Origin of the sequence: Leptospira biflexa serovar Patoc strain 'Patoc 1 (Paris)' (assembly GCF_000017685.1) — a bacterium.
GTDB classification, from domain to species: domain Bacteria; phylum Spirochaetota; class Leptospiria; order Leptospirales; family Leptospiraceae; genus Leptospira_A; species Leptospira_A biflexa.
Map to the genome: position 1 here is coordinate 756893 of NC_010602.1, position 16963 is coordinate 773855.

Annotated in this window: 16 protein-coding genes; 8 read left to right on the top strand and 8 right to left on the bottom strand. The window is 39.2% G+C overall.

The features are described 5' to 3' along the window. The first annotated feature begins 136 nt into the window (after window positions 1-136). Complete coding sequence (locus LEPBI_RS03650; RefSeq protein ID WP_012387759.1) at window positions 137-385, top strand: AbrB/MazE/SpoVT family DNA-binding domain-containing protein; 249 nt, start codon at window positions 137-139, stop codon at window positions 383-385. Continuing rightward, a complete protein-coding gene (locus LEPBI_RS03655; RefSeq protein ID WP_012387760.1) occupies window positions 379-702 on the top strand; it encodes a type II toxin-antitoxin system PemK/MazF family toxin in 324 nt (107 codons plus the stop codon). The genes LEPBI_RS03650 and LEPBI_RS03655 overlap by 7 nt, the downstream gene beginning before the upstream one ends. A gap of 59 nt (window positions 703-761) precedes the next feature. On the opposite strand, the gene LEPBI_RS03660 is transcribed toward LEPBI_RS03655, so the two are convergent. Further along, window positions 762-2228: an aspartate aminotransferase family protein gene (locus tag LEPBI_RS03660; RefSeq protein ID WP_012387761.1), complete on the bottom strand. Its 1467-nt coding sequence runs from the start codon at window positions 2226-2228 to the stop codon at window positions 762-764. A gap of 167 nt (window positions 2229-2395) precedes the next feature. Here LEPBI_RS03660 and LEPBI_RS03665 point away from each other — a divergent pair, with 167 nt between their 5' ends. Next, window positions 2396-3052 (top strand): TetR/AcrR family transcriptional regulator, encoded by a 657-nt coding sequence (locus tag LEPBI_RS03665; RefSeq protein ID WP_012387762.1) that lies wholly within the window; start codon window positions 2396-2398, stop codon window positions 3050-3052. On the opposite strand, the gene LEPBI_RS03670 is transcribed toward LEPBI_RS03665, so the two are convergent. Next, window positions 3049-4254, bottom strand: a complete 1206-nt coding sequence (locus LEPBI_RS03670; RefSeq protein WP_012387763.1) for an MFS transporter — start codon at window positions 4252-4254, stop codon at window positions 3049-3051. The genes LEPBI_RS03665 and LEPBI_RS03670 overlap by 4 nt on opposite strands. Window positions 4255-4493: 239 nt before the next feature. Between LEPBI_RS03670 and LEPBI_RS03675 the strand changes: the two genes are divergently transcribed. The 5 genes from LEPBI_RS03675 (at window position 4494) to LEPBI_RS19215 (ending at window position 10049) form a co-directional block, all read left to right on the top strand. Further along, the gene (locus LEPBI_RS03675; RefSeq protein WP_012387764.1) at window positions 4494-6092 is read left to right on the top strand and encodes a xylulokinase; all 1599 of its coding nucleotides are present in this window, start codon (window positions 4494-4496) and stop codon (window positions 6090-6092) included. Window positions 6093-6109: 17 nt separating this feature from the next. Continuing rightward, on the top strand, window positions 6110-6961 hold the full coding sequence (locus LEPBI_RS03680) for an aminoglycoside phosphotransferase family protein (RefSeq protein WP_012387765.1): 852 nt from the start codon (window positions 6110-6112) through the stop codon (window positions 6959-6961). Beyond that, window positions 6958-8565 carry a glycerol-3-phosphate dehydrogenase/oxidase gene (locus LEPBI_RS03685; RefSeq protein WP_012387766.1) on the top strand — a complete coding sequence of 536 codons (1608 nt, stop codon included), beginning with the start codon at window positions 6958-6960 and terminating at the stop codon, window positions 8563-8565. Before LEPBI_RS03680 ends, LEPBI_RS03685 begins: the two co-directional genes overlap by 4 nt. Before the next feature lie 100 nt (window positions 8566-8665). Continuing rightward, window positions 8666-9592, top strand: a complete 927-nt coding sequence (locus LEPBI_RS03690) for an MBL fold metallo-hydrolase (RefSeq protein WP_012387767.1) — start codon at window positions 8666-8668, stop codon at window positions 9590-9592. Continuing rightward, a complete protein-coding gene (locus tag LEPBI_RS19215) occupies window positions 9567-10049 on the top strand; it encodes a hypothetical protein (protein ID WP_041769632.1) in 483 nt (160 codons plus the stop codon). The genes LEPBI_RS03690 and LEPBI_RS19215 overlap by 26 nt, the downstream gene beginning before the upstream one ends. A gap of 88 nt (window positions 10050-10137) precedes the next feature. Here the strand turns inward: LEPBI_RS19215 and fliE are convergent, their stop codons facing one another. From fliE to LEPBI_RS03725, 6 genes are all read right to left on the bottom strand, one after another. Continuing rightward, entirely contained in the window at window positions 10138-10521 is a 384-nt protein-coding gene (gene fliE, locus LEPBI_RS03700) for a flagellar hook-basal body complex protein FliE (RefSeq protein ID WP_012476152.1), read from the bottom strand. Between the two features lie 98 nt (window positions 10522-10619). Further along, the gene (gene flgC / locus LEPBI_RS03705; protein ID WP_012387770.1) at window positions 10620-11081 is read right to left on the bottom strand and encodes a flagellar basal body rod protein FlgC; all 462 of its coding nucleotides are present in this window, start codon (window positions 11079-11081) and stop codon (window positions 10620-10622) included. A gap of 10 nt (window positions 11082-11091) precedes the next feature. After that, complete coding sequence (gene flgB / locus LEPBI_RS03710) at window positions 11092-11523, bottom strand: flagellar basal body rod protein FlgB (protein WP_012387771.1); 432 nt, start codon at window positions 11521-11523, stop codon at window positions 11092-11094. 166 nt (window positions 11524-11689) lie between these two features. Next, window positions 11690-14794, bottom strand: a complete 3105-nt coding sequence (locus LEPBI_RS03715) for a DEAD/DEAH box helicase (RefSeq protein WP_187148069.1) — start codon at window positions 14792-14794, stop codon at window positions 11690-11692. Between the two features lie 44 nt (window positions 14795-14838). Beyond that, on the bottom strand, window positions 14839-15708 hold the full coding sequence (locus LEPBI_RS03720; protein WP_012387773.1) for a sterol desaturase family protein: 870 nt from the start codon (window positions 15706-15708) through the stop codon (window positions 14839-14841). Between the two features lie 113 nt (window positions 15709-15821). After that, window positions 15822-16910: a helix-turn-helix domain-containing protein gene (locus LEPBI_RS03725; protein WP_041769635.1), complete on the bottom strand. Its 1089-nt coding sequence runs from the start codon at window positions 16908-16910 to the stop codon at window positions 15822-15824. Window positions 16911-16963 lie beyond the last annotated feature (53 nt).

Consider the following 16963-nt stretch of genomic DNA (forward strand, 5'->3'; position numbering starts at 1 on the left):
CCTCGTCGAGATTTGAGACATAATGCCACGAAATCCCTGAATTGTACAAGTACTTTTCGGGGGGAGTAAAAATCCTGTTATATTCCTAGTTCTTTCCGATTGACGAGAGTTTCATTGTAATTACGTTGTAATTACAATGAAAGTAGCAGTCGTGCAGATTGGTAATTCCAAAGGCATTCGAATCCCCAAGACAGTTCTTGCAGAATGCCAGATCGAAGATGCAGTGGATTTGCAGATAGAGGGTGATAAAATTATCATCTCTCCGTATAAACAGAGACCAAGACAAGGTTGGTCGACCCAATTCCAAGAGATGGCAAAAGAGAATGATGATTCACTCCTTTTGCCAGATGTTTTGGAACAAGAGGTTGAGGGCTGGGAATGGTGACGAAACAATATGATATCTACCTCGTCAATTTGGATCCAACTGTTGGACATGAAATCCAAAAATCAAGACCTTGCATTGTGATCTCTCCAAATGAGATGAACGAATTCATACGCACTGTGATGATCGCTCCTATGACAACTGTAATGAGAGAATACCCAACTCGGGTATCCATTTCGTTTCAAGGTAAAAAAGGTTTCATAGTATTGGACCAGATACGAACTGTGGACCAATCGAGATTGATGCAAAAACTTGGTTCTTCTGATCCGAAAACGAATCAAAAAATTAAGAATGTGATCAAAGAAATGTTAGTTGATTGAAAGGATATCGATATCAATGGAAATCCTAACAATCATACTTCCTTAATCTCTTAGACCACCTAAACTCCTTCCACTTTTTGGAACACTCGGTCAAATCGTTTTAAGGCATCATCAATCACTGCGTCCGTATCAGAAGCACTTGTATACAAACGACTTCCCGCAAGTGTCACAAGACCTTCCGACATGTAAGCGGCTCCCATTTCTTCCATTGCATGTTTTCGTTTATGAGCTTCCGCGATGGTCTTTTTGATGGTCCAAAACTTTTTGATATCGATGTCGAGTAACATGGTACCAACTGTTTCCAAGTGGCAAATGGAACCTTGGTTGAAAGCAACAAAAGGAAGATCGTATTTTTTAATGAGTTTTTGTAGGCCTTTGGTCAGTCTATCTCCAGCCCTTCCTGATGTTTCGCAAGCCTTGGTTTTTTCCATTTCGCATAACGTGAAATATCCGGCAAGGGAACTGAGTGGGTTTGCGGCCATTGTCCCACCGATTAACGCCTTTTTGGTGCCAGTTTGTAATCCAGCGGATACATACTTCATGTATTCTTTTTTACCACCAAGTCCACCGGCAGAAGGGTAACCACCTGCGACTACCTTTCCAAATACAGTGAGATCAGGATCCACACCAAAATACCCTTGTGCCCCGCTGAGCCCAATACGAAATGCCGTGACCACTTCATCAAAAATGAGAAGGGCGCCATACTTGTTACAAAGTTCTCTCACACCTTTATTGAAGTCAAAGTCAAGAGGCCTAGTGCCACTTTCGGGTCCGACAGGTTCAATGAGGACTGCTGCTGTCCCTCCAAAAAAACGATTTCGTTTGAGGACAGATTCGAGTGAGTTTAAATCATTGGGATAAAATTCTTGTGTGTATTTGAAAATGGATCTAGGAACACCATTGGCTTCGAAATGTCTTGTTCCTGGGATTCGTAGTCCGTAAGCAAGTTGGTCACTCCATCCATGATAAGCTCCCCCCATCTTCACGATGTTTTTTTTCTTTGTTGCAAGCCTTGCCACGCGTATGGATGCCATACAAGCTTCCGTTCCTGAACCTAACATGCGAAACATCTCCACTGAAGGAACGAGTTCGACAATTTTCTCAGCGAGTTTGTATTCGTATTCATGAAAGAGACCTGTCACAGGCCCTGTGGAATCCAAAAGTTCGATGACTTTTTTACGAACACTGGTTGGGTTACTTCCAAGCACTGTGGGTCCACCAGCTTGTAAAAAGTCGATGTATTTGTTTCCATCTAAATCATACAAATAAGCGCCGGCCGCTTTGGTGAACACGAGAGGGAATGGAAAATTAAAAGACAAGTTGTGTTGGACACCACCAGGAATGAATTCCGAAGCCTTGGTGATCATCGTTTTGGACTTGGCGCATTTTGTTTCGAAATAGTTTTGGATGATGTTTTCCATTTCGTTTTTGCGAATGGAACGGATCGGTAGGGAAACTAATTTCCGTAAGTCTTTGTAGATTTGGTCTACATTCGGGTATTCATTGATGGAAAAGCCTGTGGCCATACGATTTGTCCTCGTCCGGTTTCTTTTCACTTGACAATGAGTGAGTCATCACTCATTGTCAAGAAGGAAATTTGAAAATTTAGAAAGTTTCTTGGATTCTCTGGAAATTCCGATCAATTTCCTTGAGAAATCCAGCCTTTTTTCATTTATAGGACGGAAAGATAGGTATGGCAGTCACGAAGCATTTTAACGAAAGTTTTGAACGGATCTCAGAAGAAAAACGGACTCGGATTTTATCCATCGCAATCTCCGAATTTGCCAACCGTGGGTTCACAAGTGCCAATACCAACACCATCGCCCAAAAAGCAGGGATCAGTGTTGGATCATTGTACAAATACTTTGAAACCAAAGAAGATTTTTTCCTCACCGTTGTGGATTATGGGATCACCCAATTGGAAAAAACCTTGGAAACTGTTTTGTCCATGGATTTGGATTTTTTTGGTAAAGTGGAAAAGATTGTAAGGATCATCCAAAACCACTCACGTATGAACCAAGACATCATACGATTGTACAATGAAATGACAACCGAAAGTAATTATGAACTCATCACACGCCTGTCAGGTGAGTTAGAATCCTTATCTGCAAAATGTTATATCGATATGATTGATACTGCCAAAAAAGAGGGTACCATTGCCAGCGATGTAGATAGTAACCTGTCTGCCTTTTTGCTTGATAATCTTTTTATGACCTTACAGTTTTCATACGCCACTGTGTATTATAAAGAGCGTATGAAAATTTATTTGGGTGATGGAGTCTTTGGAGATGATGAAGGTGTTGTGCAAGCTGTGATGAAGTTCATCAGGCGAGCCTTGGGTGCGCGTTAAGGTTCCATAAACGGACTTTCTTTCAATCGAAACACCAAAGCCAGTGTGACAGCTGTTAATCCAAGTAAAACATACAAAAACGAAACCATTCCAAAAAAGTTGAGGCCCAGGATAAATAAGATCCCAGACACTTGGCCCACAAGTAATAACAATCCTTGGGAAGTGGATTCTGGAGCTGGCGACGTGATCTCGGCGCAGTATTGGAATCCAATCGGAGCCCCAATTCCTAGTAGGAAAAATCCGATCACAATGGATCCAATGAGTAAGGAAACAAACCCTTCCAATAAAACAAATACGCTAAGACCTGTTAGAAAACCAATCATAGCGATGACTAAAAATAGTTTTCGTTTTTGAATTTTATCGGAGATAGGAGGAATTAAGATTCCACCGATGATCCCTGAGATAAGCATCACACCACCAACTAAACCTGATTCTTCTGTGTTCAGTCCCTTGATCTCACAAATTTGATCAATGCACGTACTCACGGCATTGAAGACTCCGAGTCCGATAAGGAACAAAAAAAGAATTTTTTTCATGTCTGCTTGTTTCCATAAAAACCGAATCCCCTCTAAAAAAGGCAATTCATGGTCTTCTCCATGTGTGCTCGGTGAGGTGGGGGGTTTTTCTTTGACAAGGACCAAAAATAAAATGGAACTTCCGAGTGATACAAATCCATACACCATCATCACTTGCGCAATCGTTTGGCCACTATGTAATAAAATAGGTGTGAGGATCATTACTAGGATGATTCCCAAAAACTGAGCCAGAGTACCAAGTGCCACTGAGGTGGCTCGTTCCTGGATCGGAAACCATAACACGCTAATTTTTGTCACAGCATTGAGAAGGAATGGTTGGGCGATGGCAAGACCTAGTTGGCAAACAAGTACCATGGTATAAGTATCAGCATAAAAACCTTTCAGTAACCCAAAAACACCTGTTAGGACGGCACCAAAACCCACACCAATTTTTACTCCATAGGTATCAATGACATAAGATGCAGGGATCGCGATCAAAACAAAGACGACCAAAAAAACCAAGGAGAGAAGATCAATTTGAAGGGCTGAGACTTGGTAAAATTCTTTTGCTTCCCGGGCAATGGGTGCAAATGTCAGCCATTGTAAACAAATGGTGGCTGTGATCACGATGTAGGCAAATAAAACCACCCAACGGTATCCGTAGACTTTTACTGGCATTTGGCTCATAACTTCTCCCTTTCGTAGAAACTTGACAACCCATCCTAGGCATCCCCTCGTTCCGAAATCTTTGCAGAAAAGGAGAAGGAGATTGGAAAATCGATTGCCAACGGAGCTGATCCTACTAAATCCTTGTGAGTGATCACTCACTTTTTTCTCTTTGGCGTAGAAAATTACCAGATTTTTCCCAAATGGAAGGATTAAGCGTAACATTAGGGGGAAACGGTCCCCGAAACGAAGGAGTTTCCATGGATACAGACTGCATTTTGGCCTATGATATTGGCACCACGGGAGTCAAAACATGCCTTTTCCGTGTGAATTCCACTCTTGAATTGCTCGCATCTGCCACAAAGGAATACCCCATCCAACTCCTTGCAAACGGGGGAGCAGAACAGAATCCAGAGGATTGGTGGTTGGCAATGCAATCTACCACTGCAACCGTATTAAGCGATGCAAAGATGAACAAAGATCGGATCCAAGGGATTTCGTTTTGTTCTCAGATGCAAGGATTAGTCCTTGTTGATGAAAATTTTGATCCAGTTCGAAATGCAATGAGTTATATGGACCAAAGGGCCAGTTCGGAAATGAAAAAAGGAATCAGCCATGGATTCAAAATTGAAGGGATTAATGCCATTAAACTATTGTTATCTCTTTGGATCACCGGTGCAGTTGCTGCGAGTGTAAAAGATCCTATCTGGAAATACAAATGGGTAGAAAAGAACGAACCAGAAAACTTTGGTAAGGTGAGGTGGTGGTTTGATGTCAAAGAATATTTAATCGCTAGGTGTACAAACGAGGCGGTCATGACTCGGGATTCTGCATTTGCAACTTTTTTATACAACTCTAGAAAAGGAAAGGGCGATTGGAGTCCTCTCCTTTGTAAATTGTTTGGAGTTCGTAGGGAACATTTGCCAAAAATCATTAACGCAGAAGAAAAAGTTGGCGGATTAACAAGAGAAGCCGCTGAATTTTTGGGATTAAAGACCGATACACTCGTGTTTGGTGGTGGGGGAGATGCCTCTCTCATTGGAGTTGGCGCGGGTGCAGTAGAAGAAGGAGATACACATATCTATGCCGGTACTTCTGGTTGGATTGGTACTGTTACCAAAAAAAGAACTGTCGATATTGATGCGAGAATCGCTTCCATTGTAGGTGCAAGAGATGGGTATTATAATTATTTTGGGGAACAAGAAACATCAGGTAAATGTTTACAATGGGTAAAAGACCATTTGGCATTGGATGAAATTGATTTATATTTAGAAAAAAAGAAAATCACAGATGGACCTGACGCTATCTATGAAAGTTTGTTTGAGTTTATGTTTGATTCCATCAAAGACACAGAACCAGGATCGCATGGTGTCATCTTTACACCTTGGTTACATGGGAATCGTTGTCCATTTGAAGATCCAAAAGCAAGAGGGATCTTTTTTAATATCAGTTTACATACTGGTAAACGAGTGTTGATCCGTGCTGTGATTGAAGGGATTTTATTTCACAAACGTTGGATTTTGGAATTGTCTGATCGGAAAGTAAAAACATCCAACAAGATTCGATTTGTGGGTGGTGTGGCAAGGTCTAGTTTTATTTGTCAAATGTTAGCTGATATAACAGGTAAAACGATCGAAAGGGTTATCCACCCAGAAAACGTGGGTGCCATTGGTGCTGCCGCCATCGCCGCACTAGGACTCGGCAAAATCAAGGAGTTCGAAGACATCAAACAAATGATCCCTGTGGATCAAACATGGACACCTAACACTTTTCTAAAACCTGTATACGATAAAAACTTTTCTGTGTTTCAGAATCTATACGAATCAAACAAAAAACATTTTGCGATGTTAAATTCTTAAATTGAAGAAGGTAAAAAATGAATTTATATACTGAGTTAACGTATGAAAAATTGGGTAATCCTTTTGCCATCGGTCGGTCGGCTGATTTGTATCTACTTCCCGACAACAAAATCCTGAAATTATTTTTCCCTCAAACAACAAAAACAGAGATGGAAACAGAATATGAAAACACTGTGGAAGTGGCTCGATTGTCTGTGACTAAAAAGATTTGTTATGGAAAGGTAAAAGTTGGGGAACGGTATGGTTTGGTATTCGATCGATTGGATGGAATTTCATTAACAAAATTACCTGACAAAAATCCTATTGAACTCTTTCGCATTGCAGACACTCTTGCCAGACTACATTTTGCAATGCATTCGATAAAAAGCCAAAAATTAAAAGACATTAAACTGATTTTAAACGATTGTTTGGCGGCAAAATCGCTTCAGTTTTTAAATCCGAAAGAAAAGGAAAGCATCCAAACCTACATCCAAAATTTGCCAGACGGGGATTCCGTTTTACATTTGGATTTCCATCCAGAAAATGTCATCGTACAAGGCAAGGACCGAATCATTATCGATTGGATGACGGCTGCCAAAGGGAATCCATGTGCTGATGTTTCCTTTACCAAATTATTATTTACAGATGCTGAATTATGGCCAGGCACTCCCAAGTTAAAGATCCTCTTTTACACGCTTGTCCGTAAGTTCATTCTGCATGGATATTTAAAATCATACCAGAAACAAAGTGGGATGACCGAATCTCAGATCAACGAATGGAGACTTTCTTCACTTCTATTACGACTCGGACTCTGGGACATTCCAAGTGAAAGAGAGAATTTAATCCAACAAATCAAAGTTTGGTTGCAGATTGGAGGGAAGTCCTTTTGAGTTTAAAATTGGATCGTTTCATTGAATCCTATCAGGGAGAATCTTTCGATGTGACCATCATTGGCGGTGGGATCACTGGTGCTACACTCGCGTATGAAGTGGCAAGTCGCGGAGGATCCGTTTGTCTTGTTGAAAAAAAAGACTTTGGCGGAGCCACATCAGCTGCCACTGGAAAACTCATCCATGGTGGCCTTCGGTATCTAAAACAATTTGAAATTGGCCTTGTCAGAGAAGCATTAAAAGAAAGAAGGAATTTGTCAAACATTGCACCTAACTTAGTTTATCCGTATCCTATGATTTTGCCAAAACCTGGGATCATAGCGAGGATGGGACTTCTAGTGTATGATCTTTTGTCTTTTGATAAAGGTTGGACTTGGGACAAATCTAAAAAGATTCCGAACCACAAGTATCTCAAGCGAGAAGGGCTCAAGAAATTGAATTTAGGAGATTATGAAGATGCTGCTTACTTTTATGATGCCATTTGTTTGAGCCCCGAACGATTGACTCTTAGTTTTTTGAAGTCCGCCGTATTGTATGGTGCCAAGATTTCCAATTATACGGAAGTGAGAGACCTCTTATGGGATGGAGATAGAGTGGTGGGGGTTCATGTAATGGATTCCATTTCTAATCGAGAATATAAAATCCATTCGAAAGTCACGATCAACGCATCGGGACCTTGGACACAAGATATATTGGCAAAGTCAAAAAAAACAGAAACAGTTTTCCCCAAAAAAAGATCGGAAGGGATTTATCTCATCACAAAACAACTCTCTCCCATTATGACTCTGTTTGTCGGTGAAAAAGGTCATTTTAGTTTTGCACCTTGGCGGGGTCATTCCATGATTGGCCCAACAGAAAAGTCTTACTTTGGTAAGGTGGAAGATTGGAAGCTGACACGAGAAAGTATCCTTGAGTTTATTGATTACATCAATGAAACTTCACACCTTAATGAAAAACTCAAAATGGAGGATGTGATCGCTTCGTATGGAGGTTTACGGCCACTTGCTGAAACAGGCGATGATACGTATTCTGCTTCTCGCAAATCTGAATTGTATGACCATGAAAAAGATGGAATCAAAGGACTCATCACTGCAGCTGGCGGGAAGTTTACCACAAGCCGGCATTTTGCAGAATCCATATTTCGTTCCATTCGTAAAAAACTAAATCAAAAAATGAACCCAAGTATTTCCGCAAAACAGCACTTATATGGAAGTGGAATTTTAGACATTGAAAGTTTTATCTCTGAATCAAAAGATAAACACAAAGAGTTCTCAGAAAAAACGATCGATTATCTCATCCGTCATTATGGGTTAGAGTATGAAACGATACTTTCTTTGGTAAAAGAAAATCCGTATTTGGGAAAGGTTCTTAACGAAGATGGTGAGATCCTAGCGGAAGTGGTTTATGCCATACGGTTCGAAATGGCAAAATCATTGTCTGATATTTTTTTAAGAAGGACCGGTCTTGGAACGCTTGGTATCCTACCAAAAGAAAAAATGGATCAAATCATCCAAACCGCAGCAAAGGAATGGAACTGGTCTCAAACAGAATTGGAAAAAGAATCGAAAAAGATCCAAGATGTTTTGGAATTACCTAAACTTTAGATGAGTGATCGAAGAAATTCCATTTTGAAATTGTTGATTCGAAATATTGGATGAAAAGAATTTAGGCTGACAAAGAGATTTCCTGAATTTACCTTATGGTATGGGATCTTTTTTCACTATCGATACTGAATACGCCAACCTCAAACAAGTAGCTTCAGCATACCTTATAGAAGAGGAAGGGTATGGAATTGTCATTGAGACAAACACAACCCATGCCATTCCCAAAATTCTTTCTGCTATGGAACAAAACCACGTTGATGTGACTCGTTTAGAATACATCATTGTGACACATGTTCACTTAGACCATGCGGGTGGGGCTTGGTTACTGCTAGAAAAATGCCCCAATGCTATGTTACTTGCCCATCCAAAAACCGCCAAACATTTGATAGACCCAAGCCTACTCATTAAAAGCGCAACATCAGTATATGGAAAAGAAAATTTCCAAAAATTGTATGGGGAAATCAAACCCATACCGAAAGAAAGAGTTCGAGTGATGGAAAATGGTGAGTTTTTGGATTGGAGGGGTCATCATTTTGAATTTATTTATACTAAGGGACATGCGAATCATCACTTCTGTATCTATGATCAAACTTTAAACGGAGTATTTACAGGTGATTCGTTTGGAATTTCTTACCCTCACTTGGAAAATGGGAAATCTTTTATTTTCCCAACTACCACACCCACAGACTTTGATGCAAAAGAGGCCATGCATTCGATAGATATGATATTGTCAACTGGAGCTAATGTTTGTTATTTGACCCATTTTGGACCTATTCAAAACTTGAAACATTGTGCTGATGATCTAAAGGAAGGTTTACGCCATTGCCAAAATGCAATTTTGGAATTAAAAGAAATTCCCAAAGAAAATCGGCTTTCCTTTATGGAAAAAAAAGTGAAAATCATGATCCAATCATTGGCGAATCAAAATGATGTGATTCTCACAGAAAAAGATTGGTCTCTCTTAGATTTAGATGTGAATTTGAATGCACAAGGTTTGGTGTATGCGTTTGAGAAATCAGAAAGATGATCTTACACCCAATCCTCTAAAAAGGATTGGTATCATTTTCTGGATTACCCTCTCCATCTTTGCCTTTAGTTTCCTAGTACTTGGAAATTGTAATTCCTATCCAAACACTAAAAAAAGTAAAGATCCACAAATCCAAATCCAATTCATTTCAAAAGAGTTTGAAGAAATTAAATCCATTCCTTCGAGTCTCTTTGAAACAAAAGACTTACTTTTTCTTTTGGCAGAGTTATCCAAAAAAGAAGATCCATCCATGCGATTCATCTCCACCAATCGCACTGAAGAGATTATGGAAGTGAACGGGCTTCGAAATTCGTGGAACGAAGGTTGGGTTGTGTATGTGAATGGTGAACGTTTGGATGGAGTCCAGATGAAACGTGGAGTGAAGGTGGGACCAAGAGATCAAATCCAAATTCGTTATGAGTCCGTTGAGCGAGTGTTTGGTCGTCCTCTTCAATGATGGAATTGGAAAACTGAGGGAAAAAATCTTTAAACCAAACGACATTGGTTTCCCTGTTTTGGAAACCAATGGATTTGTATTTTGTTGCTTATCGTAATGTAGTGAGTTCTCTGTAAGCTCTGACAAAACCGTCTGACATCGTTTTGGCGAAGGTAAGTGAGATCCTTGCTTTTTCTGCTGCAATCATCACATCATGTAACTCAACTGAATTTGGATCAAAAACGATTTTTTGAGTGAGTTCATCTGCTTCTACTTGTTGGTCATTCACTTGTTCAAATGCTTTTTTTAAGGCATCCGCAAAAGTACCGGCCACTTCATCAGGAGATTTTGCCTCATTTGTTTTTCCGTAGTGTCTCTCATCTGAACGAAAGATTCCCACTTTGTCCCCTTGTGGGAGGAGGGAGTGTGGTTTGTATGTAGAAGATGATAGGTGAGTGATACGGTCAATGGACATAGCTTGTTCCTCAGTCATATCATCGGTTGGTTTTCGAAAACCTAAAGTAAAAAATTATGTCACATGGGAAAAACCAGGATCAAAATGGAAAAATGTTTGGGAAAGGTCAGGCGAGGTTAGGCCCGACCGATCTCCATTGCTTTGTTCATCATTGCCTTGGATCCGTTGATGAGTTGGACATTGGCTTCGTAGGAACGGGAAGCTGAGATCATATCCGTCATCTCGGTGACAATGTTGATATTGGGAAGTTCGACGTATCCTTTTTTGGGCCCAGTTTGGATGGCATCGGGGTGGGTTGGGTCATAGGTCAATCGAAGTGGGCTCATGTCCTTTTCAATTTTCATCACCTTGACCCCTTTTCCTTCTCCAGGGGCTACCCCAAAAGGATACACAGGGCTCTTCCATTGGGTTCTAAGGTTAATCGGTGTTAGGATTACGCGGTCACGACGAAATGGTCCATCCCCATTGGTATTTCTCGTTGTGGTTGAGTTTGCAATGTTATTCGAAATGACATCCATTCGGAGTCTTTGGGCCGAAAGCCCAGTCGCGGAAATATTAATCGAATCAAACATACCCATCGTTTACTCCTTAGTTGGTTCTCATCACAATGTTGAGAAGGCGGTTGTTTTGGTTGAGTCTATCAATCATCAAACTATAACTCATTTGATTTTGATTGGCTTCGACCACTTCCTTTTCAATGTCTACGTTGTTCCCATCGGGTCTCATCGTTGTGAGGTAATCCAAATTGGTTTTCGGTTTTGCATCGCGGTAGTCGAGAGGTTTAAAAAATTCAATATGACGGTCATTAGAGATTTTTGTAGGAACGGCTTTTTCCTTCTCAATTTTTTCGGATTCAATGGCTCGTTTTAACATCGATTCGAATACAACTTCAGAACGTTTGAAGTTAGGAACATCAGCATTGGCAATATTATCAGTGATTACTTTTCGCCTTTGTGTGGCTGCGCCAAGGCCTCGTTCCAAAAGGTCTTGAGTTTTCATGAAATGTGTTGCTTCAAACATATTTCTCTTCCTCTCTAGTTTTCCCTTCGGACGGTTTTCCTTCCTCCTAAAGTCATTTTATGTCACAAAGGGAGAAAAAATGGAAGAATTGGCCACATGACAAGAATTCAAAAAGAAAGTGGGGGAAGTGGGAGTTGCGGTGAAAACTCGGAGGAGTTGGTTTGGATCATACCATTTTGGCTTCTTCAAAAAACGCAGATGGCATCGGGTGTTCTAATTCCCAGATCATGGAGATTGGCCTTTCCCCTTTCCATTCTATCAGTGATTTTGCTTGCCCGAGGAATAAAAAAGGAGCTGTTTCTCCTTCTATATTTTTATTCACACGGGCAAAGAATAAAATGGTATATCCCAATTTTTGAAACTCAAAATAATTTTTAGCAGTTTGACTATCTATCGAAATTGTCGATTGGCTTTCCCAATGGAGTTTCGTTTTGCTTATTGGATAATCTTTGTATAAGGTTGTGATTGAAAAATCACGTTCTTCTTTTTGGAATGTAACAAGATGCACATAAATTTTCTTTTCAGCAATATGTATGACACCTTGTCCAGTTGGACCTGGATTTTTGATTGTTGCCAAACCCAAAGATGCTTTGATCTCACTGGAACCTAAATAAGAATGTAATTCAAGATCACATGGAATTGGCATTTTGATCTTTTTTGGTTGGAATTCTAAATTTTCCAGACGCCATTCAGCAATCTCTTTGGCATCCGAAGCAACACTAGGATTATTTTTCCATTTCTCTAACGATTCTTTCCAGGTTTGGATTCCTAAATTCAATCCCTTTTCTCCCCACATCAAATAATGAAGGCTTGTTTGCAATGCAATATCTGATTCAATGTAAGAATCATTTCCGTCAGCAATATGAATCATTGCATTTAAAATCTTAGTGGATGATCTAAGGGAGATTCGAAGTAATGCTGATTTGCCTTTTAAAATATCTATATCCATTGGATCAGATTGCTTATTAGCAATAGCCTTCCACTGTGACCAAGTTTTTTTCTTTAACACTGCAATCGGAGACAAGGAAGTTTCTCGAATGAAATTGAAGAAAGTTAGTTCACCCATTTTTTGTGGAGACCAGGTTTCAATCGTTTCTGGAATAAAATGAATGAGATCATTGTAAACTTGTTTGATTTTTTCTAAAATTGTTTCCCTTGCAATTCGCTCTAATTGAATAACAGAACCTGATGGGAGATTGGGAAATTCAGATTCTACTTCATCTAATAATCGATTCCTGTTTTTCTTCAAAAGGGAAATGAACTTTCTGTCAATTCGATATTTTTTATGAGTTTGACCAATAAAATCTAATACGGTTAATGCATCTTTATTGGGCGCGTGCCTTAAACCTCTACCTAATTGCTGTAAAAAGATCGTTAAACTTTCTGTTGGTCTTAGAAATAGAACAGTATTGATTTCTGGTATATCGACTCCTTCATTAAAGATATCGACAGTAAAAAGGATTTTGATTTTCTTTTGTTTAAAATCGATAATACGTTGTCTTCGTGTTTCCGAATCAGTTTCACCTAAGATGGTCTCGGCATCAATCCCAAGTTTTTGAAAATTTTCTGCCATGAACTTTGCATGTTTAACACTTACACAAAAACCAACTGCTTTTAATTCCTCTGAATTTGGTTGGTAATGATTAATAGATTTATAAATTAGGTTAACTCTTTGTTTGGCGGTGATATCATCACCAGTGTAAACGTTTTCTAATTCAATTAAATCAAATTTACCGTTTTTCCAAAACTGTTCTCCTTTGAGTTGAATATTGTCAGTAATCCCGAAGTAATGAAAAGGGCAAAGTAACCTTTCTTCTAACGCTTCAGGCAATCGAATTTCGGATGTGATTCTATAATTGAAGTCAGGCAAAATCGATTCACCATCCATTCGTTCAGGTGTGGCAGTTAACCCTAATAAAATTTCAGGTGTGAATTCAGAAAATATAGAGCGGTAACTTGAGGCACTGCTATGATGCACTTCATCAATAATGATAAAGTTAAAAAAAGATTTTCCCAAAATTTTCCAAATTTGTTTTGAATTGATACTTTGGATGGAAGCAAAAATGTGTAATGGTGCTTCAGTTCCTGAAAATGGGTTGATACCATCAACGAATAGAGACCCAAAGTTTTGATCTTGTAACACCATCCGAAAACAAGACAACGCTTGTTCTAAGATTTCTTTTCTATGAGCGATATAGAGAAGTGAAGGTTTTGAATTGTTTATGATAGAATATCGTCTATAATCAAATGCAGAGATTACTGTTTTCCCTGTCCCAGTAGCGGCAACAATTAAGTTCTTATTGTTACCTAATCTTCTCTCTGCAATTAGTTCTTCCAATATTCTTTCTTGGTAAACTCTAGGTGTCAGTTCCGCAAAAAATGCAGAGGGAATTGAATCAAATTTTTTATATGTATCTAAAGCGTTCTTAAATCGGTTAAAATCAGCTTTTGAATCAAATCTTTGGTATTCTGGACTTTCCCAATATGTTTCAAATTCAGCAGTGAAGCGTTCTAAAATATGTGGCATATCTTGGGCAGTCACTTTCACTGTCCATTCTAAACCTTCTGTCATGGCGGCGTGTGTCATATTCGCCGAACCAATATAAGCTGTCGAAAAACCAGAATTTCGATGGAAATGATAGGCTTTTGCATGAAGTCTTGTTTTATCAGGATCGTAAGATACCCGAATCGTTACGTTCTTAAATTCTGCTAACTTCTGTAAAGCTTCTGGTTCACTAACGCCCATATAACTTGTAGTAATGATCCGAACAGGAATATTGTTATCTGCTAAAATTTGGAAAGATGGAAAAAGTAACCTCAGACCTGACCATTTGATAAATGAAACGAGGATATCAACTTTGTCTGCTGTTGCCAGTTCCATTCGAAGTTCGTGATTCAGAGGAGGATCGTTCCCCTGACCAGTAAGCAGAGAACTTATATAAAGTGGTGTTGTTGGTCTTTTGAATTTTTCGTTTGTGGATAAGAGAAGTTTTGTGGGGTAGGCCCCGAGAATTTTTTTACGATCTAAGTATCGTTCACCATCTATTGCACAAAGTAAATCAATGATCTCATTAAAAATTTGGATTTGTTTATCTGGTTTGAGAGATCTTAATTTCTTCTTTAGGATATTTGCAAGGAATAAGGAATAGATGGCAGGAGATTCTTCATCATCAATAGCTCGTAGAATTGGTTTGATGTCTGCTGAATTTATAACTTCAGCTAATTCTAAGTCAATGATCCGATCATAAATTCCTGGAACAAGTTCGGACATCCTTCCAATAGGAAAGAAGAAATGTCCGCATGACAAGAAAAAATCTAGGATTGAACGCTTAGTATCTGATTCTTTTCTTTCCCAACCAAACCTTTTTCCCGCTTTTTCCTCTCTCTTTCTTCCACCACTTGATCATAGTAGGCTTCGTAATTGGGGAAGTTCGTTCCCATGATACGGTCCCAGAAATTGAAATATAAGGAATAGTTGCCTTGGAATTTTTGGTGGTGTTGGTTGTGGTGTGTCGATGTATTGATCCATTTGGAAATGGGGTGAGACGCCCAACCTTTTGGAAAAAATTCATACCCTAAATGCCACCAAATATTCAAAATCATCGCATAGAAAGTTTGAAAGAGTACGACGTAAAAATGAACGGGGACAAAAATCACAAACGGAACAATGTAGATCGCCTCTAAAAAAGCTTCGGTAGCTTGGAAACGATACGCGGCAAGTGGTGAAGGATTTACAGATTGGTGGTGTTCGGAGTGCACGTGTGGGTATACTTTTTTCAAATGAGCAAACCTGTGCATCCAATAGAACCAAGTCTCATGCCAAACAGTAAACAAAACAAAACTGATCAATAGATAACTGATTCCCCAAACACCAGAAACAGGTCCAAAGTAAACGGAACTTGGAAAAATTTTTGCTTTCATCAAGGTGATATTTGTGACAGCAACGAGTGTGAATACAAGCAAGGTAACAGCTGATTGGCGGAACTCTTTCCAAACTTTCTCTGCTTTTGGATAGAGTTTTTGGATGCGATAGGTTTCAAAAAAATCCTTTCGCCAAACATAGAATAGTAAGAAAGCAAATCCTGCTATTGGATAATATCGCAATAAATTCAAAACACCTTGGGCAAACCCAATTTTGGTTACACAATCAAGAACCAATTCACATTGAACGGGACCACCAAACATATTTATCTCCTGACCAATTTTAGACTTCAGTCATTCTACTCTGTTTTGTCTAACGAATCGACCGAATCGGTCCATTCGGAATCAAAAAAGATTCCGAATCGATCCGTTCGTTTTTATTTTTTCAAATTCTTGCGGTATTCACTGGGACTTTGTCCCACTTCACGTTTGAAGGCGTCATAAAATGTGGATTTGGACGGGAATCCAACTTCGTAAGCAACGGTTAAAATATTTTTTTCGGGATGTTGAATAAAAAAGTCTTTTGCTTCTTTGATCCGATAGTGGTTCACCAAATGGAAAAAACTTTTTTTCAAATGCGAATTGAGAAATTCAGAGAGCTGGTGTTCTGATAAATTCATTTGTTTGGCAAGTTTTTCTAAATTGATGGTTTCATCCAAATACACTTTTTTGGTTTCCATTAGCAACTTCAGTCGTTCGTGGAGGTCTTCTAAATCAAAGGATCCCAATTGAGATGTTTGGTATTTTTTTTCTTCGATAACAATTCTTTGGACCTCTCCCCAAAGTTCAGGGCTTTTTTGGCGTAATAGATAGATGCCGATGATTAAAAATCCTATAAAAGTCGAAACAATTTGAAGCCCATGCCTTGCATGAAAGAATAGGGTATACACACCAATGGCACTTGCAAAAGCACCAAACCCAACGACAAGACCCACCAAACGTAAGTGAGCTGACTTTTTAAAACGATCCCAACGAATGTATCGAACCATTTGGGAAAAGACATAGTAGGCGGAATAAAAAATCGGAAGCACAGCAATCAAGATGATGATTTGGAAGGGAAGAGGGACACCGATTTTTAAATAGGATTGATGAATCATAATTTTTTCTTCCGCCGAGGAGAGATAAAATGGAGTCATCAAGAATGTGACAAGAAAAGCTGGGGCCAATTCTAAGTAGGAAAACTCATTTTTGTTTGGGCTATCATTCCAAAGTTCGGAGAAATACTGTTTGAGTAGAGATCCGATGCATGCCGTAAATGGTAAATGTACCAAATAAAAATGAGGGTAAACTTGATAGAGTTCAGTGGCTGTAAGATAGGTATGAGTTTGGAAAAAGGCAGCAAATAGAAATAATAATCCCTGCACCTTCGTTTGCCGGCTCGAATTGGTCCTAAGGAATTCTCCGATGGCAAACAAAAATGCCAAACCTGCTGAAAAAGCAATTAGGTGGATCATCACGTTTCCCATAAAATAGAAGGTTCTAAAGAATGCATCCAATTGTAAAATAAAATCACTTGCCT